This window comes from Psychrobacter sp. G, from assembly GCF_000418305.1.
In the GTDB taxonomy this organism is placed as follows: domain Bacteria; phylum Pseudomonadota; class Gammaproteobacteria; order Pseudomonadales; family Moraxellaceae; genus Psychrobacter; species Psychrobacter cryohalolentis.
In genome coordinates, this window is record NC_021661.1 from 2,524,137 (window position 1) to 2,548,413 (window position 24,277).

Below are 24,277 nucleotides of genomic sequence, written 5' to 3' on the forward strand. Positions count from 1 at the left end.
TCAGTGTCATTCACATTGTGAACCTCACTGACAGATGATTTTGCTATTCGCTACAGCTTTTATCTCATCTACTATACAGGCAAGTTATCATAAAATAAAGAAATATATATCCACTTATATGAATATAATTTCACTCTACTTATAACCATTTTATGTAATATTGCGTAAATGTTTCGATACTTCGTGTATATTCCTGTATTCATCCTTCGACAGTTATACCATTTAAAGGTAAATATTCGATAGGACATGTTACATTGTCATCAAAAGTTACAATTTCAAAGTTATTATGGTCAGATAAAATCTCACGTACCAATAAGTTATTTAAAGCATGACCGGATTTATAAGCATTAAAACGACCCAGAATAGGATATCCAATCAGATATAAATCACCAAGTGCATCTAAAATTTTATGACGAACAAATTCGTCATTAAAACGCAGACCTTCTTCATTCAAAATATTACTTTCATCGATAACAATCGCATTGTCCATGCTACCGCCTAATGCCAGATTGTTCTGACGCATGGCTTCGATATCACGTAAAAAACCAAAAGTGCGTGCTGAACTCAGCTGTTCAATGAAGTTTTGGGTTGAAAACTGTAATTGGGCATGCTGAAAGTTTTTATCAATCGCAGGATGATCAAAATCAATCTCGAAATTAAGCTCAAATCCATTATAAGGACGTAGCTCTGCCCATTTATCGTCAACTTTGACACGTACCGTACGTACAATCCTGATAAATTTCTTTGAAGCATCCTGTTCGCAAAAACCTGCTTGCAATAACAGTCCTACAAAAGGCGCAGCACTGCCATCCATAATAGGTATCTCTGATGCCGATACACGAATTAATAGATTATCAACGCCAAGTCCCGCTATCGCGCTGAGCAAGTGCTCAACCGTACCGACACGTGTACCACCAAGCACCAGATTAGATGACATCATGGTATCTTGTACCAAAAAGGCACTGGCAGGAATTGGCGTGCTGCCAGTAATATCAGAACGCTCAAAGACGATTCCAGTATCGATTGGTTGCGGATGAAATTCTAAATCAACAGGTTGACCACTATGAAGACCAGTACCTGTAACAGCAATTGCTGTTTTTATGGTTCGTTGATTCATGGCTGTCTTCTCACATATTTTGTTACAATTGCCATAGTGTATCATTACCCGAACCCTGTTCGCTAGCGATAAAAAGCGTTAATTTACCTATCTCTTTGATTGATAACACTTATCGAAGCATTATTATCGGTGACTGTTTAGTCGCAATCACCAACAGAAGGCTATGAAATATCGGGCTTTGAAAGGCTTCATCTCTTGAAAATACCGCCTAAATTGGTATGAGTAGGTAACATTTTCTGATAAATAGGAATAACCAATATATAAGTAGTTGGTGAACAGCAGAGATTATGAATAGGCACAAAAAAGCCAGCGCTTGAACACTGGCTTTTTTAGAGAGCAATATTTATACGAATGATATCTATTTGTTCTGCTGACGCTTTAGATAATCTTGAATGCTATTGGTCTTAGTTTTAGTCTGTTCAGGCACAGTATTAGAGCGAATTGGGTTTTCTTGATATTGAGCTTGAGACTGTTTTTGACTGTTCAAGGCACTAGTATGCAAGTTTGGATCAACAGGTTGCGTACTATTTACAGAAGGTACAGGTTGCTCAACCACTTCAGGCTCTTCACCAGCGTTTTCATCCAAGGTTAAACCAGTTGCAATAACGGTAACATGCAAATCGTCGCCCATTTTTTCATCAATCACTGAGCCATAGAAGATATGCGCTTCATCGATATCAGTAATTTCTTCGACAATCACACTGATCTTGCTCATCTCATCTAGAGATAAGGATTCAGATGAAATCACGTTGACGAGTAAGCCTTTGGCATTCTCTAGGCGCAAATCATCAAGTAATGGCGATCTAATGGCTTTTTCAGTCGCTTGACGCGCACGATCATCACCGCTGGCACGACCGATACCCATCATCGCATGGCCCTTAGCGGTCATTGCGGTACGGATATCGTTAAAGTCAATGTTGATCATACCTTCGCTAGCGATGGTCTCTGCAATACCTTGGACTGCATGCAATAGCACATCATCTGCTTTTTTAAAGGCATCTTGCATAGAGATGTTGCCGTAGACACTCATCAACTTATCATTTGGAATCGTAATGATAGAATCTACAAAGTTAGTCAGCTGCTCGATACCCGCTTTGGCAGCCTTGATACGTTTTCCGCCTTCAAATTTGAACGGCGTGGTGACTACAGCAACGGTCAATACTTCCATTTCTTTGGCAATACGCGCTACGACTGGTGCAGCACCAGTGCCCGTACCACCACCCATTCCAGCGGTGATAAAGACCATATCTGAATGCTCAAGCAGTGCACGAATTGCTTCTTCGTCACTTTCTGCTGCTTCACGACCCACTTCTGGATTCGCTCCTGCACCAAGACCACGGTTGGTTTTTGCGCCAAGTTGTAGCTTATGCGGTGCGGTCAAACGATCAAGCGCCTGTTTGTCCGTATTGGCACAGACGAATGTTACACCTCTAATCCCTTGCTGTACCATGTGTTCAACTGCATTACCGCCGCCGCCGCCTACACCGAATACAGTGAAGCTTGCTTGGCCATTATTTTGAAGCTGATTATCATCTGGCATGGTGTATTTTGACATAAAAAAGTTTCTCCAGTTGCAGATAGCGTGATGGTCGATACGTGGTAACACACGCATATGGCGCGCTATCGACTTACTATATATAAATGTATTTGATTAAAACAGGGCCATGGCTTAAATAGTAATGCTTAACCAAGATATGCCGTTATTATACAGGGTATTGCTTTTAATATGCTTGCTTGGTCTAGTTGACAAACCGCTTATCTAATTGGGTAAATAGATTTTCAGCAAGATTACAGGACAATTATAATATCTTTTTCAGTACACTGGCAAAACGTTGACCAGCACTTTGAAAAACACCCGTCACACGATTTTTTTGAATCGCTTCAGGCTCGCTTTTTTCACTGCGCCGAAACTGCTCGCTTTGGCTATATAATAGTGTACCAAATGCCGTTTGATAAGCCCGATCATTAACCTGAAGATTCAGCTGCTTAAAGGATTCATCATTATCAAAATGATTATAAGCACTAATCGCAGGATGCGTATTGGTTAATACCACTGGCATTTTTAATAGTTTTTTCGCAAACGGTATCATGCCTTTAATCGCACTACCGCCACCTGTGAGCACAATGCCCTTATCAATATAGCCTAATAAGTCCGCTTCATGTAACTGGCGTACTACCTCAGTGAAAATCTGCACGTAACGGGCTTCGATAATACGCGCAAGGTTATAGATACCAATGTTGATTTCATCACCTGACCCTTGGGGTTTAAATAGGAAAAATGAGCTTGGATCTACGCTGTTCACATCCACTGTACCATGCGATTTTTTCAGCTTTTCAGCCTCTATCATCGAAATACCAACGTCTGCCGAAATATCCATCGTCACTTCATGGCTACCCGTTGCGATACAATGGGTAAAAATCAGCTTATTTTCTTTATAAACGCAAATACTTGTGGTGCTGGCACCTATATCTACCAAGCAAACACCTTGTTGGCGCTCTTCGCTCATCAAACTATATTCGGCACTGGTTACCGCATCGAAGACAATATGATCAATACCCACATCACAGCTTTGCAATAGTTTTTGGATATTTTGACGACCAGCAACTGGCATCATCATCATGTGATACATCACAGCTATATTGTGCGCCACCATATCAATGGCATCATCAACCATAAACTCTTGGTTATCGATATAAATACCTTGCTGACAACAATGCATCAAATAATAGTCAGATGACAAATCTTGCGATTTGGCATTTGAGAGCGCTTGTACCATATCTTTAGCACGAACGAATTCATCTTCTACTCTAACATCGCCCGCACTATTTTTGCTCAATAGCTCAGGAGTCGCCAGCGTCAGCCAGACACTATGCACACGGCAATTAGCGGTATCTTCCGCTTCTTGAATAGCCTGTTTGATAGCGCCTTGCAAGCGTTCGCGATGCTTGATTTGACCTTGATAAAAGTCGCTATTCTTAACTTGTCCCACACCCATAATACGGATGTCTTTTGCAGACACAACACTACCAATGACGACATAAACTGCCGTGGCACTTAAATGGACAACAACCAAATTTTCAGTATTTTTCATGGTACCAGACAAATTATCGCTAAACAGGAGAACAAATGATGTCTCCATTAAATCATTAAAATAAGTCTATTATCAGCTGATAATAGCGTATGTATACTCTGTATAAAAAATAAAGCAGACAAGTTTAGCGTGTTGGCTACTTTATATATTACTTATAGAGGTGCTTCAGTTGATGGTTTTTCGTTTACGGGTGTGTCATTATCTTTTGGCACTGCTATATTCCATGCAATCGTAAATCCATTTTTGTAACGAAGATCTACTGATTGTATCTCATCACGACGGTTTTTTAACTGATTACCCAGTAGCTGGCTTAAGTTCAGTAGCTTTTGCGCCGTATTCTCATTATCAACGATAATACGTAACCCATTATCAAAACGAATCAGCCACGTCATTCTTGGCGACAAAATAATATCTTCAACTTGTAAGCCAAGCCGAGCATACCAGTCATTGACTTGCTGCATCTGCTGCATAATGACTGGCGCTTGAGTCATATTGCCTTGCAAAGTTGCAAAGTTCTCTTGCGTTAAATCTCTACTATCAGCAGGGACAAACACATTGCCTGTTGCATCCACTAGACGCTCAGTACCAAAATTTGCCACTGCTTGCTTAGGCAATACGGTAACCACAATACCTTTTTGCCAGTCACGACTGATACTGACCTGATCAACCCAAGCCAAACCAGTGGTAATATCTCTCAGCGCTTGCAAATCAGAGGTGAAAAAGCTGCTCACACTTTGCTGATTCATAACATGCTGTAGCGCCCGATATTCGGCAACCGTCAATCCTTGATGATCGACATGAATAGCTGCTGGAGGTGCGTCACGTAAAGCCTTACCGCCCATTATCAATATCAGCACTAATAACCCAAGCACCAATACGGTAAAAAAGTATCTAACCGCAGTGGGTACTTGAAAGATTGATTTTGGGTGACGGGTTTTATCACTCATCAAGTCAGCGACGTCATTGACAGTTTGAGCCATATTAAACTTCGTCCCTATATTTAATCAAAATAATCTGTATATTTCATACATTCGATTCATATTTACGTAAATCGATGATCTTTTTTATTTATGCAAAAGCGCTTATCACCATTATGCAGGTGTAAAATATACTTAATAGATATGCTATCAATTCGTAACTTTAAATGGCAATATAAAGTGTGCTTATCGGCCTTTAAATGTAACATTTCTCTTATTTAATGAAGCACTTACCAAAGCGTTGCATAACTATCACCAAAACCACTAGATAGTTACAATATTAACGCATTTTAGCTTCAAACAATAGCCTAACCCCTACTACTACTAACGAATTTACACAAGTTTACACGAAGCTGTGGTATAGCAGCTATAGCGATACATTACGAATAATGAGAAGCTACTATTCAACAATGATAAATAGTTTAAATACCTCATTTATTGAAATAATCACTCTTGTATAATTACTAAGAACAGCTTGTTTTATATAGGCAGTGACTTATTTAATAAGGTGTTACACCGTTTGCGCCAAAATATGCCAGCACAAGCTCTCGAAATCCATGCCACGAACTTTGGCTGCCATTGGTACCAAACTATGACTGGTCATGCCCGGTACGGTATTAATCTCAAGTAGCCAAAAGTTGCCCGCTTCGTCTTGCATCGCATCGATACGTCCCCAACCTTTTGCATCAACGGCACGAAACGCCGATAAACTTAGATCTTGCAAATGCTTTTCATCCGCAGCACTTAAACCACAAGGGATATAGTAGCTGGTATCGTTACGATTATACTTGGCTTCGAAATCATAAAAATTGGTGATATCCGCAGGCTCTAAGCGAATGACAGGATAAGCTTCATCATCAATGATAACGATAGTAAACTCGCGACCAGTTATCCAGCGCTCCGCCATCACTACATCGCCACATTGTACGGCGGTTGCATAGGCAGCAGGAAGCTCATCAAGGTTATTAACCTTAGTCATACCAATGCTTGAGCCTTCATGAACAGGCTTGATAATCAGTGGTAGTCCTAACATATTAACCACCTGCTGCCAGTCGGTATCAGCGGTTAGCAGTGAAAACGGTGCAGTCGATAATCCGCAGCCTTGCCACAGCTGTTTGGTACGTACTTTATCCATACCAAGTGCTGACGCTAAAATACCTGAGCCGGTTTGAGGAATATCAAACCACTGTAGTACGCCTTGCAGCAGACCATCTTCACCACCACGACCATGTAAGACATTAAATACACGATCATACTGACGTAGTTCAGTAATGTCTTGATGCTTAGGATCAAAATGCGTGGCATCAACCCCTTGGTTTTGTAGTGCTTGCAATACAGCTGCACCGCTGTCTAAAGACACGCTACGCTCATTACTATTACCACCGTAAATGACAGCAACTCTGCCAAACTCACTCGCCTCTTTTACTTTACTTTCTTTAATATCGGGTAACGTATTAGCGCTTTGGCTATTGTTATTTATTTTATCCTGCTCTGCTTGTGCAGCAGCTGCTAAAGCTGTTTCTGGATTGATAATAGGGGCAGCGTTATTTTGAACATTGCCTTTAATGTTGTTGTTACTGTTATCTGTAGCGTTTTGCTCAACATTAACGCCATCTTCATCAATATTATTGTTATTTTCTTTAGTATTATTCATGGTCATCGTTAGTGCTCCTAATATTTTTAAAGCAATGCTTCTAAGGCTTATTTGATATAAAGATTATTGGCGGCGAGATCGATAGCTATTTGCCCGACATTACCCGCGCCTTGGGTGATCAGCATATCACCTGCTTTCAATAATCGCTGCATGACAGGGGCAATATTATCTTTATCTACTATCGTTGGCTCGACGGCACCGCGCAAACGTATACTACGTGCTAAGGCTTTGGTGTCCGCACCAGCAATAGGGCTTTCACCAGCAGAGTAGACATCCAACAATAATAACTCATCGACAGTTGAGAGTACTTCGACAAAATCATCGAAGCAGTCACGGGTACGGCTGTAACGATGAGGCTGGAACATCATCACTAAGCGACGCTCAGGGAAGCTTTGACGCGCCGCTTTGATGGTGGCATCAACTTCTTTTGGATGATGACCATAATCATCAATCAGCAGCACATTACCATCATCTATCTCCACAGAGGCATGTTGCTCAAAACGACGACCAACCCCTTCAAACTTCTGTAGCGCACGGGTGATTGCAGCATCATCAACGCCTTCATCAGTCGCCATAGTAATGGCTGCAAGCGCATTGTAGACATTATGCACGCCTGGAATATTCAGTGTCAGACGCAATGGCTCATGATCACGACGTAGTACTGTAAAATGGGTTTTTGTACCTTCGGTGACCAAATCAACGGCTTGTACATCATTAAATGGCTCAAGACCAAAGGTCAATACTGGACGCCCAATATCATCAATCATCGCGTACAGCTCAGGATCATCACCGCAGACCACTGCCAAACCATAAAATGGCATGTTTTGTAAAAACTGAATATAAGCTGCCTTTAATTTATCAAAACTATTACCATAAGTTTCCATATGATCTTGATCAATATTGGTGACAATTGCCGCCATCGGATGCAATGACAAGAATGAGGCGTCAGACTCATCAGCCTCGGCAATTAGAAAACGACTGCTACCAAGCGCGGCATTTTTACCCGAAGCATTAAGCTTACCGCCAATCACATAAGTAGGATCTAAATTGCCTTCTGCCATCATAGTGGTCAGCAAACTGGTCGTGGTGGTTTTACCATGCGCCCCAGCAATAGCAATACCGTGACGATAACGCATCAATTCACCAAGCATATCCGCACGGCGCACTACCGGAAGACGTGCTTCGAGTGCTGCTTTTACTTCGGGATTGCTACGATCGATGGCAGACGATACAACGATGACATCAGCATTGGCAATGTTTTTGGAATCATGACCGATAGCAATATCAATACCAATCTGCGCCAAACGTTTGGTCACTAAGCTCTCAGTAATATCAGAACCACTGACTTGATAGCCTTGATTATTCATAACCTCAGCAATACCACACATCCCCGAACCACCAATACCAATAAAATGTAAATGCTGAATACGGCGCATTTCTGGTATTTCAATCAAACGTTTGGTTAAGGCTTTAGCAGAGGTTGGCATAAGGTTTTCTCTTTTTATAAGACGGATAAAATATAGTAAGGCAAAAATATCAGGTATTTATTTGTTTATCTACAAAGCTTGCCAGATAATATTGGCAACGTGCTGGCAGGCTTGGCGATTGGCAAGCGCATGACCTTTTTTTGCCATCTCTAAGCAAGCAGGTCGATCAAGGGCTGCAAGCTCTTCACTCAAGCGTTTGGGCGTCAGTTCATTTTGCGGTAATAGAATCGCCGCTTTATGTAATGTCAACGTCCGCGCATTTGCCGTTTGATGGTCATCAACTGCACTTGGCAATGGTACAAAAATCGCGGCAATACCCACATTTTGGATTTCAGTAACGGTCAACGCACCAGCACGGCAAACAATAATATCTGCCCAGTTATAAGCCGCTGCCATATCATCGATAAATGGCTGTACGATAAACTGATGTGTACTTAAATTCTCACTATCATATGCTGCTTGCGTCGCAGCTTCATTATTGCGTCCACATTGATGACGTACCTCAAACGGACGTTCTATTAACGCCAGTGCTTTTGGCACGGTCTCATTTAGCACTTGTGCACCCAGTGAGCCGCCAACCACTAGCAGTTTTAATGCTGAGCGGTCATTTATATCATAACGCGCTATAGGTTCAGCGACACCAGTTATCGCATTACGTACTGGATTACCAACTGTTTCAAGTTTTGCATCAAGCTGACTATTGCCAAAGGTATTTTCAAAGGCTTGCAAGACTTTGGTCGCCATCTTCGCTAAGTAGCGGTTACTCATGCCAGCAATGGCATTTTGCTCATGGATAATAAGCGGTGTCTTGGTCAAACGGGCTGCTATACCGCCGGGTGCGCTGACATATCCGCCAAAGCCAACCACTATATCAATATTATTACCACGAATAATTTTGATCACTGCCATAGTCGCAGAAAGTAAGGTAACTGGCATCTTAAGCAAACGCCCAATCCCTTTACCGCGTAAGCCTTGCATCTCAATCGCATGAAAAGGATAACCGGTTGGCGCCACCAAACCATTCTCCATACCGTTTGGTGTGCCTAACCAATGAATCACCGCACCGCGCTTAGTCAGTTCTTCACTAACCGCAAGTGCTGGAAATACATGCCCGCCAGTACCAGCAGCCATCATTAATATGTGCGGTGTCTTCATGAAACGCCTGCCTATCTTTTTTGTATTGATATGAAGGACTTATTGTCCTATAGCCATCTTACTCATCGGGTCATTAGAGCTGTTTAAAAGCCCGCATAGTATAGTGTAAATCGTGGTCTGATATATAGTCATTTCTGCCCGACCAATAACAAAAATCCAAGCCGTGAATAATCGCGACTTGGCTTTGGTAAATACCGCGAAATCGTTATCAAAACGCTAGTACCCTGACGTTTTAACGATCTATGTTAGCACAACTATTTTTACTCATTGTGCCAGTAGATGAGCATTACATTACTCTATCCTTACAGCTTATTTAACTAACAAACTTTAGCAGCCTATCAGATTGCCAGTCTTCGCTCTATTGCGAGGATAAAATCGGTCGCAATGTCTGTACCACATTGGTCATCAATCTCACGCACACAGGTTGGACTGGTGACATTAATTTCCGTAATGCGTCCGCCAATTAAGTCTAAACCGACGAACATCAGCCCTTTTTCTTTGACAATAGGTGCGACCACTTCTGCGACTTGGCGTTCGATATCGGTCAGCGGCATTGCCACCCCGCTACCACCGGCAGCAAGATTGCCACGCGTCTCACCCTTTGTTGGAATACGAGCCAAGGTATAGTCAACCACAGTCCCATCAACAATAAGCACGCGCTTATCACCTTCTTTAATCTCTGGTAGATAACGCTGTGCCATAATCGGCAGCGTTTCAAGCTCAGTCAACATCTCAAGCGTCACGCCAATATTTGGACTGTCAGCAGTCAGGCGAAATATGCCTGTACCGCCCATACCGTCTAATGGCTTAACAATAACGTCTTGCTGCTCAGCGATAAATTTGCGAATGTGAGCCTGTTTACTGGTCACAATCGTTGGGCTCATATAATCGCTAAACCAAGTGGCAAACAATTTCTCATTACAATCACGAATGGCTTGTGGGTCATTGACGACCAGTACACCTGCGGCCTTTGCATGATCAAGCATGTAAGTTGCATAAATAAAGCGCATATCAAACGGTGGATCTTTACGCATCAAAATCACATCATAATCGCTGACCGAACCTGTCGTCTTATCCCCTAACGTATAAAAATCCTCAGGATCACGCTTGACAATGACTGACTGCGTATCGACCATCAACTGCCCACGATCAAGCCATAAATCATGAATCTGACAGTAACCCAAACGATGACCGCGATCTTGCGCCGACCACATCATAGCCAGACTGGTGTCTTTTTTATAATTAACTTGCTCAATGGGATCCATAACCACAAGTATGTTCAAAGATTTTTTTGGCTGTTCTAGGCTCATAAGAATACTCATTTACAGGATGTTATTAATAGATAAAATACACACAAATCACATATCAGCATGCCAATATATACAAGTATAGATAGCAATAGTTACGCTTAACTATACGCCATACTGGGTACGGTAATGCTGCATTTTTGCAAGTTGAGTTGCATTTTGATTCGAATGACCACCCTCTGCCAGATAGCTGATTAAGTCGTCAATATCGACAAGGGCGCGCACTGGAACGTTTAACGTTGCCGCCAGTTCCTGAATTGCCGAGCGCTCTGCTAAGCCTTTTTCCTTACGGTCAAGCGCCACAATAATACCGGCAACATGTGCGCCTGCTTGTTCTAAAATCTCAACCACTTCACGCATCGCTGTACCAGCGGTAATGACATCATCCAATACCCAAACGGCTTTGCCATTAACATCAGCGCCGACCAAATTACCGCCTTCACCATGCGTTTTGGCTTCTTTACGGTTATAGCCCCAGTTGGCATTGATACCATGATGTAACCATAAAGCCTGTGCAGTTGCTGCCACAAAGGGAATACCCTTATAAGCGGCACCAAAGATAACCAGTTCTTGTGCGCCTTTACCCTCATTTGTAGCAGCCATCTGTTCAGCTAAGGCATCTGCATAACCACGTGCTAATAGCGACAACATCTCACCTGATGCAAGCAAACCTGCATTAAAAAAATACGGACTAATGCGACCAGACTTTAAGACAAACTCGCCAAACTTTAAGACTTGGTTGTCTAACGCCAGTTGAATAAAGGCATGAGATGAAAATGGGGCATTGTTAGCGTATTGGGCATGGGGCATTAGAGAATTCCTATGAACAAAAAGAAAGGTTTAAAAATGATTATCATGACGCGCATTATAGGCGTTGGCGCTTAACTTGACCAACCATTGATATCATAATCTTGTATATTGGGATATCGGGTCAGAAGACCGCAACGTGAGGAGAGGTCAAAATAACAGTGACCATCACGACTCATTTGAATATTCCAGCCCAAATGATGAGCGGCTATGATCACATGCCCTGCAAAAATTCGAATTTGGCGATAGGCATGCCGCTGAGCAGGCTCACAGATACTCTGACTGAGTAAGTAGCTGCGTATATGCTGGCAAATTTGCGCGGCACTATAACTATGGTTGATACTTTTGCGGCGGCTGCACTGCTTTAAAGCATGAACAGCAACGCTACACGCCATAATATCAGTCGCTAAGCTGCCTTCACCTAACTCGAACTGCTGCGGCTGCAGTATTACGTGCCAGTCATCAGCATACATACTATTTAAAAGCTCATCAGGGTTATAGCGTTTGGTCAGGGTGCGCAGAGATAGTGCAGCAGATACTTTGGTTTTAGCATTAATATCTTTATCACTCTCTTCGCTCTCCGTCTCTGAAAATCCATAACGATTCAATCTTGGATACGCCCGAATTGCTTGTTGAATATCTGACATATCTAGCAAAACCATCTCATTTAACGACGACATTAATGGCTGCTCGCTCTGATTGTGATAAAAACTATCAGGCAGCGCTATCAATTTAGCAGCGTTTAGTAATGATAAATGTTCTGCTAATGCCTCTGACGCAATAAGCGACCATTTTGACAAGCTGTCCTTATCAGGCTGATAAAAACGGGCAGCATTGCCATATAATCGGCGTAATTGCCCATTTAAGCGTCGCGCTGGTTCTGGAATATCCGTTAGCGGTCTTGCAGGATCTAATGGCACTTGCGTCGGATCAAAATTAGGATGGACAATCGCAGGCTGGTCACTACTGAATAAAACGGCTGATTGCGCCGCATTATTATTTGCAAACTGACCCTCTGCCACAAGATCAACACTGAATAAACCCTCATCAGAAGTAAAAGGCTGGGTCATGAAATCTCCCTAAGTGAGTGCTATTATAAAACAGCATCCATGAACAATATATTTGAAAACGTATTTAAGCGCTATAGCAACTTATGAGTCTTGATGATGCAAAATATCTTCATATCCCATTTGCCAATCAGGATACGTCAGCCACGCTAACGGAATATTGCTATGTAGGCGCTTTCCGGTCATGGCGCTATTCTTATCATCAAGTACTGGCAGTGCTTCACCCAGTCGCTCACATAGCCAAGTGGTCAGCGTAAAGGAAGTCACTGGCAAATAATCGGTTGCAATATAAACAGGCTTTGGTACCTCTATCGTCAGTACTTTGGCGATAATATTGACCAAATCAGAGTCCATAATGCGATTGGTCCACACGCCAGCTACTATCGGCTTTTTCTCTGACTCTTTAGCTTTACGCACACGCATTAAGCGCTCGCGCCCATAAATACCACTTGGGCGGATGATAATTGCTTTATCATCAAAACCTTGTTTCAGCATTTGCTCTGCTTGCAATATCACCTGTGATGCTTCGCGTTTAGGCAGCATCGGCACGGTATCTTTATCGATCCATTCACCGTTATCTTGCCCATAGATACCAGTTGAAGAAATAAAAACAATGCGCTGAAGATTGGCTAGTTTATCCGCAAGCAACGCTAGATGCTGGTTAATCGCCAAGTAACTATTGTGATAACCATTGGTTGAGTACTCATCAGGGGTGACGATGATAGCAATATGAGTAAAGTCTTGCAGTTGCTCAGCGCTAAGCGTCAACGCATCTGCTTGCATAAATTTAGCTTTATCATCCAGTGCGTAATGCTGTCTCTCATTACGTGCCAGCCCTGTGACATTTAAGCCATCTTGCGCAAGCTTATTGGTCACTGGTAATCCAATGTCACCTTGACCGATAATTAATATATTATGCGTATTCATCATAATTCCTGCCTGCCTTTGAAGATGCTGCTAAAAATACTGGTGGCTGCTAAAAATAACGTCGATATGACAGCTGTATATCGTCATTGGCATCAATGCGATCTTGCCATTCATAATTGGCATTGATACGTAATGCTTGTTTTTTATCGATATCGTATTGCAGCCCTAAGCTTGATATCGGCTGCCAATAATGACCGCGCACATTAGAGTCGTCGCTGCTGCCATGATACCAATATGGCAATTGCAATTCAGCCTGTGCACGTAACTGATTGTTAATCTGATAACGGCAGCCAGCGTTTACGCCTACGCCGACACGAAAGCCTTTATTGATACCACGCCCCGTTTGCGCGGTACCTGCCAAAAAGGTATAACAAAGCTGCGGCGGCATCTCGCCTGTACCTGCACTAGGCGTACCAAATGCCCATGACCAACCAGACTCATAGCCCAAGCTTCCAACTAAATGGTCAGTACCGTCTTGCTGCGAGCCATCGTTTACACGCGTGGCCTCTATACTCGCGCCCCAGGTTTTGCCCTTCTTAGCCGAATTGACAGGGTTAAAAGAACGCCCTTTAATCAAAGTCAAATTCTGTAACACCACACTTTTTGGCTGATTGGCTTTATCATTATCTGTGTCATACAAACGCACAGTCGCAGAAGCACCTTCTAAATCAAAGAACTGTGGAAAACCAGACGGATGATCAAGGGTATCGTGATAGCCTGCGCGCGCGCCAAGATCGATGTAATTATTATCGCCGCGCTGACCAATGCCAATACTGCCCATTTGCAGCGAATGTCGATTGAGAGGATTGGTATCTGAGACCGCAATCTGGTGAGTCAGTAACGTCTGACCGTCAGATGACATGCTCGAAACTTTATTGAGCTGGGCCGACTTAATCTCATTAACCGTCTGTTTTGGGTTGTTATGGTAGCCGAGCTGCTCACGCTCCTGTTTGACTTTGTTCAATTGCGCTTGGCGTAAGGTACTATCAGCCGGCGTATAATTGGTGCTAGCAAGAAAACCTTCTTTGTTCAGCAGCTGTACCACATCTGACGGAATAACGGCATAAGGCAGCTGACTTAATAAGTGCTGCTCTGGACGTACCACATCTATCAAGCGCAAAATCTCAGAGGCGCAGTTGTCAGAGGTAAAGTAATAGGGCAATTTTAAATCTTTGGTTTCCCAAACGTGCAATATGATTTGCTGTACTTCCTCTGGGGTCAAATCCAATTGATATGTCCACGCATCACGCTCATCGTCTTGCAGATATTTAGCCAGCTTTTCTGGATAAGGGGCAATCTCGATCAGATTGTTATAACCGCCCGTCATAGATTTGATGGCATACAATACAAAGTTATCTTTGGTATCGCCATCGACCGTATCATTTAGCGCATAAGCATGATGAATTTGGCTTGGATCAGCCACACTTGCTTTTGAATCGATACGCAACAAGGTATGAGCAAAAGCAGACAGAGGATTGTCTAAGTATTCTTGGGCAAACATAATAGACAGCTGCTCAGGTGCGAGTTTCTGCATCCAAGCTGTCAGCTCTGGACAAGTTACCTGCATCGCTGACTTCTCAATAGCCAAGGTATCACTTAGCCATTTTGCTCTTGCTGGGAAACGGCATAGCGCAGAGTTGCTATTACTAGCTTGGACAGTATTATTAGTTTTAGAGTTATTAGCCATTTCATCAGCAAAGGCAACAAGCATCGCATCAAGCTCAGCGCCTGAATCCTCACGCCCATTTGGGCTCAAAAAGAAGCGAGCATCATCGACCGCACTGATATTTTTATTTTTGCCAAACAAGCCTTTTTTCTCATCAGAGAAATATAATAAGCGGCGCCACGTCGTATCTTGGGCAAGATTCTTTGTCTTAGCCTGCTCACGCCATAGATTTAGCAGCTGATTTGCATCTGTTTCGGCTTTAGCATTGTTATTATTAGTATTGGCATCGGTATTAAGCGCAAGCTCACCAGTCGTAACCAGTGATGCAGGCGTTGGTAAAAATGCTTGTGCTTGCGCAGTTAGCAGCAGTCCAGCTATCGCCAATGACAAACGTGCACGGCGGCTAAGCTGTATTGGCGTACCATCTAGCGCAATACGATTTGAAACTGAGTGTATGGACATAAGTAAAATCTCGCACTGTAAAGGTGATACGCTTATCGCGTGATGGACGCTCATTAAAAATTTGAACATTTATGAGTAACAATAGACTTTTAGCAAAATATTATTGACGTCTCTCTTGTTTATACTGAAATGACGATATATTTGCTATTTATTTATACAAAATTTACGATAAAACGCATTCTTCTGCTGATTAATAACCACGATAAAAGAGAGCATTATGTCTATAGCATCATCAATGACTATCAACGAGGGTCAATTATCTGCCGCCACGTGGCTTGCATCGCCAAACACTAATAAAAGACCTGAACATATCAGCATTAATACAATTGTTATTCACAATATTAGCCTACCGCCTAACGAGTTTGGCACGTGCGGTTCTGATGGCAACCACTACGTCAAAGCCTTGTTCACCAATCAATTAGACTGGGACGCCCATCCTTATTTTCAGACAATAAAAGGCGCTGAAGTTTCCGCACATTTATTTATCGAGCGTGACGGTACTATCACCCAGTTTGTGAATTTTAACGAGCGTGCATGGCATGCCGGCAGGTCGAGCTATCTTGGTCGAGCCGAATGTAATGATTATAGCATTGGCATTGAGCTTGAAGGGTCAGATTTTGTGCCCTTTAGCGCGGCGCAGTATGAATCATTGGCAAACGCAATCGTCGCAATCTATGACGCGTATCCCAAAACCCGTCGGCATCTGACTGGTCATAGTGACATTGCACCCGGTCGCAAGACTGACCCCGGTGATTGTTTTGAATGGACGAAATTGCGTGAAATGGTAGCTGCGCTATCAAAGTAATCATTTCTTGATTTTAATAATGACTATTTATCGATTGGAAAAATTATGACTTGGATTGAAGTGGTCGATTCGGCAGTAAAAATAGGTTTAGGCGCATTGATAGCAGGCGTTATTGCTTTTCTATTATCCTCAACACAACATCGTAATGAGCTTAAAAAAGCTAAAGTAGACCGCGAGTTTGAAATGCTAAAAGAAGTCGCAGAAAAAGTTGAGAATTTTAATACTATTGCTCTGAATTATTGGGCATTTGCCACTGATTGGCGGCGTAGACTGGTTCCAGATTCATCTCTTCCTAAATCTAACGGATTCCTAGATTCTCAAAATAAATTATTCGATAGCTTTAGTGAGCTAACGAAAGCAGAATCTTTATTACTACTATTTGGCTATGGTAGTGCTCAAATTAAGCTTAGAGAATATGGCGAAACAGTTATAGCTCTTAAAAAGAGAGTCGAGTCTGTAGATATACCTTTCGACCATAATGATACAGCCAATTATAGAAAATCTATGATTGATAAACGTTCTGAGCTATTTAGACTTCTAAATGAAATCTATAAAACTATTTAATCCTCAATTTACTTTTCGCAATGAAAAATAGCCGCACATCTCATCAACGTTTTTTAACACTTGATATTCCATATTCAATGCATTTACCTAGGTTATGAAAGTGCTATAATCTGACAGTTTTTTTGACTCTCGTAAATCAGCAAGCAACCATCACTAAACAAATTGGCATAATAGGTTCTCATGGCAAAAAGTCGGTTATTTCGTTCAACCATGGTAGTCAGTAGTATGACTATGCTGTCGCGTATTTTAGGTCTGGTACGCGATATTGTGTTATTAGGCGTCTTTGGCGCTGGCGGTCTGATGGACGCTTTCTTGGTCGCCTTTAAGATACCGAACTTTCTGCGACGCCTGTTTGCTGAAGGCGCATTTAGTCAGGCCTTTGTACCTGTTTTATCTGAATATAAAGAAAAATATAGTCTACGAGAAGTACAGATATTAGTCAGTCGCACGTCAGGCGCGCTGATGTTAATTCTATCGATGCTTACCGTAGTGGTTATTTTAATGGCACCGTGGGTCGTGACTTTATTTGCGCCCGGTTTTTCTGATCAACCTGATAAGTTTGCGATTACCGCTGAGCTGTTACGCCTAACCTTCCCTTACTTATTATTTATTTCCATGACCGCTTTTGCCAGTGGCATTTTACAAAGTTACGGACGTTTTGCGGCACCTGCCTTTGCACCTGTATTACTCAATCTGTGTATGATTGGTGGCGCGCTGGTTTTTGCACCTATGTTTGAGACGCCCATTATGGCGCTCGGTTATGCGGTCGCTATCGCTGGTTTATTACAGCTCCTACTGCAATTGCCACAGTTATCCCAGCAAAAACTACTGGTGATGCCCAAAATCGACTTCCAGCATGAAGGCGTCAGACGCATATTAAAGCTGATGCTACCTGCTATCTTTGGGGTATCGGTTACTCAAATTAATCTGCTATTAAATACTATCTTTGCCTCTTTGATGATTGGCGGCTCAGTCTCGTGGCTATATGCCGCTGAGCGTATGAGCGAGTTACCACTTGGTTTAATTGGCGTGGCAATTGGTACAGTCATTTTGCCCAGCCTATCAAAAAGTGAAGCCCAAAAAGACGATGTCAGTTTTAAAAAGACCATCGATTGGGCAGCTCGCTTAATTATCTTAGTCGGTGTACCTGCATCGGCAGCACTGTTTATTCTGTCTGACGTGCTTATGCAAGCGCTATTTTTACGTGGCGAATTTACTTTACGTGATGCGCAAATGAGTTCGCTTGCGCTAAGAAGCATGGCGGGTGGCATCTTAGGCTTTATGTTGATTAAAGTCTTTGCCCCTGCGTTTTTTGCTCGTCAAGATATCCGCACACCCGTCAGAATCGGTATTATTTCCGTTTTTGCTAATATGATTTTTAGTGTTATCTTCATTGGGATATTTTACTTCCTTGAGATTCCATTGCATGGCGGTCTGGCACTTGCGACGACTGGCGCCTCATTTGTGAATGCAGGCTTACTGTATTACTTCTTACATAAGCGTGATATTTTCCGTTTTGGAAGTCACTGGAAAAAACTGTTTGCGCAGTTTGCAATCTCTACCAGTGCCATGATCGCTGTGCTTTATATCATGCTACCGTACTTTCCAACCGATAAGGCACAGTGGCAACGTTTGGTTGCGCTGCTGATTATGTGTGTGGTCGGTGCGCTGGTTTACGGCGGAGTATTATTGGCAACAGGCTTCCGTCCTCGCCAGCTCAAACATGGTTAAAAGGGTGTAATAAATTATTGGTTTACCAAACCAAAACAAGCTCAATATGAGAATTGACAGTGCATACTGCTGATAGTTGCCATAATGGCTTATTGTTAAATTACTCAATATTAAGGTTTTATATGACTACTCAGCAGCTTGCAGCTCAACGCTTACCTATGATTTTTGCGACTGGTCTACTCAGTGCTGGACTATTAATAAGCGGTTGTAGCGACAATAACAAGGTAGAGAACCAGCCAGCAGACGAGACAACAGACGGCTCATCTGCCGTAAATACTGTTAACAGCACGGATGATGTCGATAGTACACCTGATGTTAATAAGACTGATAGCATAGCTAACAGTGATACGGCTAAGACAGATAACGACATCGTCAGTCAAGATATCAGCCCTATCGCAGCAGCTGTAAAAGAGCCAAGTATACTAACCAATCGAACCGAAGTAGGTACACCAGAAAATACAGTGAAACTAGCGCTTGATACCTTATATTATGGCGACGTTAAAAAAGCGGCGTCATACTATAAAGTCGATATGGAGAATTTCGCTGAAGAGTTAAAAAACACTCAGTTTGCCTTTAAGCAGACGGTTGAAGCGGTCACTATTATTGATACCAAATACAATAGCGATAAAACAAAAGCCACGGTCACAGGTGAGCTAAGATTAAAAGGTCAAAGTGAGCCTGCGCCTTTGGCTTATGAGCTGCAAAAAATCAATGGTGAATGGAAAATTTTGGGGTAAAAAATGCTTATTTAAAGCAGGAATGTAACCATAGTTATCTTAGATATTATTGTCATTATCTAGCACCCGTTTACCCAGCATCACCACATCAGCGATAAATCCATCCATATCACAAACTTGTGGCATCAACCCCCATTGCTCAAAGCCAAGCTTACGAAATAACCCCAAGCTTGGCTGGTTATGGGCAAAAATAAGCGCTGCAACATTACGAATACCGAGGCTTGGTGCTTGCTGTAACATCCAGCGAAGCAATAAACTGCCTAGACCTCGACTATGATAGTTGTTGTGAATATAAATGCTGATCTCGCTACTAATATGATAAGCCGGACGCGCATACAAATCACTAAAGCTGCCCCATGCGACAATTGACGGGTGTTTTTTATGCATATCGTCTTCCACAGCTATATCTATCATTCTAACGACATAGATAGGTCGTGTTGCACTCTCGATATGTTCTACAAACCAAGCTGCCCGCTCTTCATAGGTCACTGGTTCTAGATTGGCTGTTGCCTGCTTACCAGCAATACTTTGATTATAAATGGCTAAAACTTCAGATAAATCATCTGCAGTCGCATACTGCACCATAAATGTATCGCCAAACTTATTCGTCAATATAGGCAAATTAGTCCGATCAAAAATAGGTTTAGAATGTGGGTTAGCTGTTATTGCAGACATAGCACCTCCGTAATGGGTTATTCATCGTTAATAGTTTGATCACCCTATAAAGCGATATCTAGGTAGTCAAACAAGCTTCAGTCAGTAAAATAACTGTGATATAAAACGGACAATACCGTTCTGCCATTATCAGCAGACTATAGGATGTTAGTCTGGCTATTTTACTTTATAATGGCTGATTTTAAACACATCGATTTTATATCCAAATGTGTTTTTCATTTTTTATCTGGTTTCATCTATCATAGCTGAACATTTATGAATACCTATTTTCTTGAGCAACTGCTGGCGTCTTCAGACGCTTCGCCTACCAATACCAACCCAGTAGCTTTAGCGCCCTGTGTGCTCACTATTGGCAATTTTGATGGCGTGCATTTGGGACATCAAGCGATGCTTACTCAAGTGCGCGAACTTGCAAAGGCGCGTAATCTTGGCTCTGCCGTGATGATATTTGAGCCACAGCCAAGAGAGTTCTTTGCTCCTGCTGCTGCCCCAGCCCGTTTAACCAATCTTGCTGAAAAGCAAGCGTTGCTAGCAGAATATGGCGTTGAAACCTTGATTGTGGCAGGCTTCGACAACGAATTTCGCTCATTATCAGCGCAGGCATTTGCAGATATTTTAGCACAGCGTTTAAATGTACAAGCCTTGGTATTGGGTGATGATTTTAAATTTGGGCATGATCGTACTGGTGACAGTCAGTTTTTACGCGATTATGGTTTGCATGTGACCAATCTAGATACGATTACTGACGATAATCATAAAGCAGCACGCATCAGCTCCACTCGTATTCGGGATCTCTTATTGGCAGGTGATATCAATGCGGCTAATGCATTACTTGGTCGAGATTACGCTATTACTGGCACGGTCGTTGGCGGTGATAAAATTGGTCGTACCATGGACTTCCCGACCGCTAATATTGACCTAAAACGTATTAAGCCTGCCTTACATGGTATTTTTGCGGTCGATGTGGTTAGCGTAGATAGTGATGGCAATGTTATACCAAGCGATTTAGTCAAACGTGCAGATGATGGTCATAAAGGCATAGCAGGTTTGCAGGCACACAGTTTGTTTGGTACTGCTAATATCGGCACTAGACCTTCCGTCGACAAAACCCATGATTGGCGTTTGGAAGTACACTTTCCACAACTACAAGCCGACTTATATGGTTTAACCTTGCAGGTGCGTTTTTTGCATTATTTGCATGGAGAACGTCATTACGAAAGTTTGGATGCGCTAAAAGAAGGTATTCATCATGATGTACAAGAATTGATTGAATGGCGAGACAAGCAAACGGACGGTTAAGTAGTGACCCTTTTAAGCAAATCATTGATAAATAAAAACCCACAACTTTAAAGGTTGTGGGTTTTTTAATGGCTGGTCTATTATCAGGATATTTTTTATTGCCTAACTGATAACTTACGCCTGTGGGTGCAAACGTACATTCAATTCATCAATCACTTCTACCCACGCTGCATCTTTTTCCCACTCTTCTTGTAGGAACATACGTTGGTTGTCATTCCAGATACTGGCTTCTGTCAATTTTTCTTCTTTTGCTAATTGATTGTTTTCAATAAAACGATCAATCGCTTCGTCTGAGCTCTCAAGACCCAACTGAGCAAACAGATCATTCATATTATATTCAGGTTCGCCTAACATACATTTTCTCCTTAAATGGCAAAATTTACTTATGCTTATTATTTAAATGAACCTGATTATTGTAGCAAGCTTTATAGTAATAGCTGTTAATCAACGTTTATCTAACGTTATCAATTGTATTAACCTTTAAGCATTATGCGGAAATAGGAATCATAAGTAGGCTATGTATCGATGAAATATAAATAATGCTGACAGCACGCTAAAATTCAAACAAAAAAAGCCCTCATTTATCATGAGGGCTTTTTACTTAGTGCTGAATATAAACAGCCCTAATATGACAATAGCCTAAAAGCTTACGGTAATAAGTGTGCTACTGCATCACGCTCTTCGCTCAGCTCTTGCTCAGTGGCTGCCATTTTCTCTTTTGAGAAATCTGATGACACATCAACGCCATCTACGATAGACCAATCGCCGTTAGCACAAGTTACTGGGAATGAGTAAATCAAACCTTTAGCAATACCATACTCACCGTTTGAATAGACACCCATAGATACCCAATCATTCTCATCAGTACCCATTACCCACGTACGTACGTGTGCGATAGCAGCATTGGCAGCAGAAGCGGCAGATGATGCACCGCGTGCTTTGATGATTGCAGCGCCACGTTGTTGTACTTCTGGGATATAAGTACCTTCATACCATGCGCGATCAACCAAGTCTAACGCCGGTTTGCCATTTACAGTGCTCGCCGTCAAATCAGGATACTGAGTTGATGAATGGTTACCCCAGATGATCATTTTCTTCAAGTCATTAACCGTGCTGTCAGTCTTGCCAGCTAACTGTGCCATTGCACGGTTATGATCTAGGCGAGTCATGGCAGTGAAGTTACGTGGATCTAAATCCGGTGCGTTACGCTGAGCGATAACAGCGTTGGTGTTAGCAGGATTACCTACTACTAATACTTTAACATCACGGCTTGCAACATCATTCAATGCTTTACCTTGCGCTGAGAAAATCGCAGCATTGGCTTCTAGCAAATCCTTACGTTCCATACCAGGACCACGAGGGCGTGAGCCTACGAGTAACGCATAATCGACATCTTTAAAAGCCACAGTCGCATCATCAGTTTGGACGACACCAGCCAATAATGGGAATGCACAGTCTTCTAATTCCATGACCACACCCTTTAGGGCATCAAGTGCTGGAGCGATTTCAAGTAATTGCAGAATCACTGGCTGATCTTTACCTAGCATCTCGCCAGAAGCAATACGAAATAACATAGCATAGCTGATATTACCAGCGGCACCAGTCACGGCAACGCGTACAGGCTGTTTCATTGACATTGAATACTCCCTAATTATTGATTAGATATTCACGATTCTAATTGGTGATTATCGATTTAGATAGCGATTTACTCGCTGAATGCTTACTCGATTAATATAGTAGTCATAAACCGAGAGCTAGTGTAGCACTTCAGTCTATTAAGCGTCTAGATAAAGCCATAAACCCATCCCTAACTATATTGTTACATTTTATACGATGATATATTGGCAATTTATATAGCAGGATAGAAATAGGTTAAACGTAGGGTAGGCGATGTAAAAGGAGAGATAATCAAACCAGACAAAGAAGGATTATTTACCGCCTGAAATAACGAATTTACTGCCACAATTGTCCACGACATTATGACAGTTGCCAAATTCACTGCCTTCATAACAGACATGTACATCCGTCAATATCATTTGACGTTGCGTACCTGCCTGACAAATCAGATCGACACTAGCAGGAGTCATACCACTATTCAAGCTGGTCATTTGACCGATAAAACGAGATTTTAATACCGTATAACTATTGCCCGTGTTTAGCTCATTTGGCAGCTTGAGAGCGCCCGCATAGTTAGTGATTTGGCGGAAGTAATTACTGGAGCTTAATGGACTACAAGCGCCATAACGTTGCCACGCTTGGGTACGCACTGTGGTATCGGGCATAATACGATTGACGACTTTTAGCTGTAGCGGTGTGATACGCGGTTCACTACCACGTCCGCAGCGTTCTCCATAACCCATGTCCAAACCAGACACAGTCAAAGAATAGCCTTCGAGACACTGACGCATACGTGAACGCGTTGGTTGCAAGTTACATAATGCTGGTGTCATCTCAATCATCAGCACGCGATGACCACTTTTACTCGCGTTAGCCGCTTGGGCAGACATAGCCATTGTCCCTTGCAACAGTAGCAAAGTGGCGATACTAAAAGCTGTCCAACCGCTATAGTTATACTGTTTACTTGTCATATTGTCACTTACGTACTCTGATATCACTGTTTTTTGGCATCAAGCCCAGTTTGGTTTAGAGAGTTAACCGATGCCTAGCGTGCAACGATATAGGCAGATTGAGGTATTTTTATTATGTGAAGGTAAAGTATTGAGTAATTATAAAAATCAGCTTTTGCAA

General features: G+C 42.3%; 21 protein-coding genes. 5 read left to right on the plus strand and 16 right to left on the minus strand.

Annotated features, from left to right (window positions below):
- Positions 1-199: 199 nt before the first annotated feature.
- The 12 genes from lpxC to PSYCG_RS10620 form a co-directional block, all read right to left on the minus strand.
- Positions 200-1,117, minus strand: a complete 918-nt coding sequence (gene lpxC, locus PSYCG_RS10565) for a UDP-3-O-acyl-N-acetylglucosamine deacetylase (RefSeq protein WP_020444187.1) — start codon at positions 1,115-1,117, stop codon at positions 200-202.
- A gap of 358 nt (positions 1,118-1,475) precedes the next feature.
- Positions 1,476-2,672 carry a cell division protein FtsZ gene (ftsZ, locus tag PSYCG_RS10570; RefSeq protein WP_011514344.1) on the minus strand — a complete coding sequence of 399 codons (1,197 nt, stop codon included), beginning with the start codon at positions 2,670-2,672 and terminating at the stop codon, positions 1,476-1,478.
- A gap of 244 nt (positions 2,673-2,916) precedes the next feature.
- Positions 2,917-4,209 (minus strand): cell division protein FtsA, encoded by a 1,293-nt coding sequence (gene ftsA / locus PSYCG_RS10575; protein WP_201551241.1) that lies wholly within the window; start codon positions 4,207-4,209, stop codon positions 2,917-2,919.
- Between the two features lie 152 nt (positions 4,210-4,361).
- Entirely contained in the window at positions 4,362-5,189 is an 828-nt protein-coding gene (locus PSYCG_RS10580) for a cell division protein FtsQ/DivIB (RefSeq protein ID WP_020444189.1), read from the minus strand.
- 508 nt (positions 5,190-5,697) lie between these two features.
- Positions 5,698-6,840, minus strand: a complete 1,143-nt coding sequence (locus PSYCG_RS10585; RefSeq protein ID WP_319802584.1) for a D-alanine--D-alanine ligase — start codon at positions 6,838-6,840, stop codon at positions 5,698-5,700.
- A 47-nt stretch (positions 6,841-6,887) separates the two neighbouring features.
- Complete coding sequence (murC, locus tag PSYCG_RS10590; RefSeq protein ID WP_020444191.1) at positions 6,888-8,327, minus strand: UDP-N-acetylmuramate--L-alanine ligase; 1,440 nt, start codon at positions 8,325-8,327, stop codon at positions 6,888-6,890.
- Between the two features lie 69 nt (positions 8,328-8,396).
- Positions 8,397-9,482 (minus strand): undecaprenyldiphospho-muramoylpentapeptide beta-N-acetylglucosaminyltransferase, encoded by a 1,086-nt coding sequence (murG, locus tag PSYCG_RS10595; protein ID WP_020444192.1) that lies wholly within the window; start codon positions 9,480-9,482, stop codon positions 8,397-8,399.
- Between the two features lie 338 nt (positions 9,483-9,820).
- Positions 9,821-10,792 (minus strand): glutathione synthase, encoded by a 972-nt coding sequence (gshB, locus tag PSYCG_RS10600; protein WP_020444193.1) that lies wholly within the window; start codon positions 10,790-10,792, stop codon positions 9,821-9,823.
- Between the two features lie 102 nt (positions 10,793-10,894).
- Positions 10,895-11,599: an orotate phosphoribosyltransferase gene (pyrE, locus tag PSYCG_RS10605; protein WP_020444194.1), complete on the minus strand. Its 705-nt coding sequence runs from the start codon at positions 11,597-11,599 to the stop codon at positions 10,895-10,897.
- 71 nt (positions 11,600-11,670) lie between these two features.
- The gene (locus PSYCG_RS10610) at positions 11,671-12,666 is read right to left on the minus strand and encodes a hypothetical protein (protein WP_020444195.1); all 996 of its coding nucleotides are present in this window, start codon (positions 12,664-12,666) and stop codon (positions 11,671-11,673) included.
- Between the two features lie 81 nt (positions 12,667-12,747).
- Positions 12,748-13,590: an SDR family oxidoreductase gene (locus PSYCG_RS10615; protein ID WP_020444196.1), complete on the minus strand. Its 843-nt coding sequence runs from the start codon at positions 13,588-13,590 to the stop codon at positions 12,748-12,750.
- 49 nt (positions 13,591-13,639) lie between these two features.
- Entirely contained in the window at positions 13,640-15,718 is a 2,079-nt protein-coding gene (locus tag PSYCG_RS10620) for a DUF4105 domain-containing protein (protein WP_227500743.1), read from the minus strand.
- A 217-nt stretch (positions 15,719-15,935) separates the two neighbouring features.
- On the opposite strand from PSYCG_RS10620, the gene ampD reads away from it, so the two are divergent.
- The 4 genes from ampD to PSYCG_RS10640 all read left to right on the plus strand — a co-directional run bounded on the left by ampD (position 15,936) and on the right by PSYCG_RS10640 (position 19,555).
- Positions 15,936-16,523 carry a 1,6-anhydro-N-acetylmuramyl-L-alanine amidase AmpD gene (ampD, locus tag PSYCG_RS10625; RefSeq protein ID WP_020444198.1) on the plus strand — a complete coding sequence of 196 codons (588 nt, stop codon included), beginning with the start codon at positions 15,936-15,938 and terminating at the stop codon, positions 16,521-16,523.
- A gap of 45 nt (positions 16,524-16,568) precedes the next feature.
- Complete coding sequence (locus tag PSYCG_RS10630; RefSeq protein ID WP_020444199.1) at positions 16,569-17,087, plus strand: hypothetical protein; 519 nt, start codon at positions 16,569-16,571, stop codon at positions 17,085-17,087.
- A gap of 180 nt (positions 17,088-17,267) precedes the next feature.
- Entirely contained in the window at positions 17,268-18,818 is a 1,551-nt protein-coding gene (gene murJ, locus PSYCG_RS10635) for a murein biosynthesis integral membrane protein MurJ (RefSeq protein WP_020444200.1), read from the plus strand.
- A 122-nt stretch (positions 18,819-18,940) separates the two neighbouring features.
- Complete coding sequence (locus PSYCG_RS10640; protein WP_020444201.1) at positions 18,941-19,555, plus strand: hypothetical protein; 615 nt, start codon at positions 18,941-18,943, stop codon at positions 19,553-19,555.
- 39 nt (positions 19,556-19,594) lie between these two features.
- Here PSYCG_RS10640 and PSYCG_RS10645 read toward each other — a convergent pair whose 3' ends face one another.
- Positions 19,595-20,230, minus strand: coding sequence for a GNAT family N-acetyltransferase (locus PSYCG_RS10645; protein ID WP_020444202.1), 636 nt, complete (start codon positions 20,228-20,230; stop codon positions 19,595-19,597).
- Positions 20,231-20,485: 255 nt separating this feature from the next.
- Between PSYCG_RS10645 and ribF the strand changes: the two genes are divergently transcribed.
- Positions 20,486-21,529, plus strand: coding sequence for a bifunctional riboflavin kinase/FAD synthetase (ribF, locus tag PSYCG_RS10650; protein WP_020444203.1), 1,044 nt, complete (start codon positions 20,486-20,488; stop codon positions 21,527-21,529).
- Positions 21,530-21,643: 114 nt separating this feature from the next.
- Here ribF and PSYCG_RS10655 read toward each other — a convergent pair whose 3' ends face one another.
- The 3 genes from PSYCG_RS10655 to PSYCG_RS10665 all read right to left on the minus strand — a co-directional run bounded on the left by PSYCG_RS10655 (position 21,644) and on the right by PSYCG_RS10665 (position 24,117).
- Positions 21,644-21,883, minus strand: a complete 240-nt coding sequence (locus tag PSYCG_RS10655) for a DUF2789 domain-containing protein (RefSeq protein WP_020444204.1) — start codon at positions 21,881-21,883, stop codon at positions 21,644-21,646.
- Positions 21,884-22,176: 293 nt separating this feature from the next.
- Positions 22,177-23,160 carry a malate dehydrogenase gene (locus PSYCG_RS10660; protein WP_041772642.1) on the minus strand — a complete coding sequence of 328 codons (984 nt, stop codon included), beginning with the start codon at positions 23,158-23,160 and terminating at the stop codon, positions 22,177-22,179.
- Positions 23,161-23,457: 297 nt separating this feature from the next.
- Positions 23,458-24,117 carry a ribonuclease T2 gene (locus PSYCG_RS10665; RefSeq protein WP_020444206.1) on the minus strand — a complete coding sequence of 220 codons (660 nt, stop codon included), beginning with the start codon at positions 24,115-24,117 and terminating at the stop codon, positions 23,458-23,460.
- Positions 24,118-24,277 lie beyond the last annotated feature (160 nt).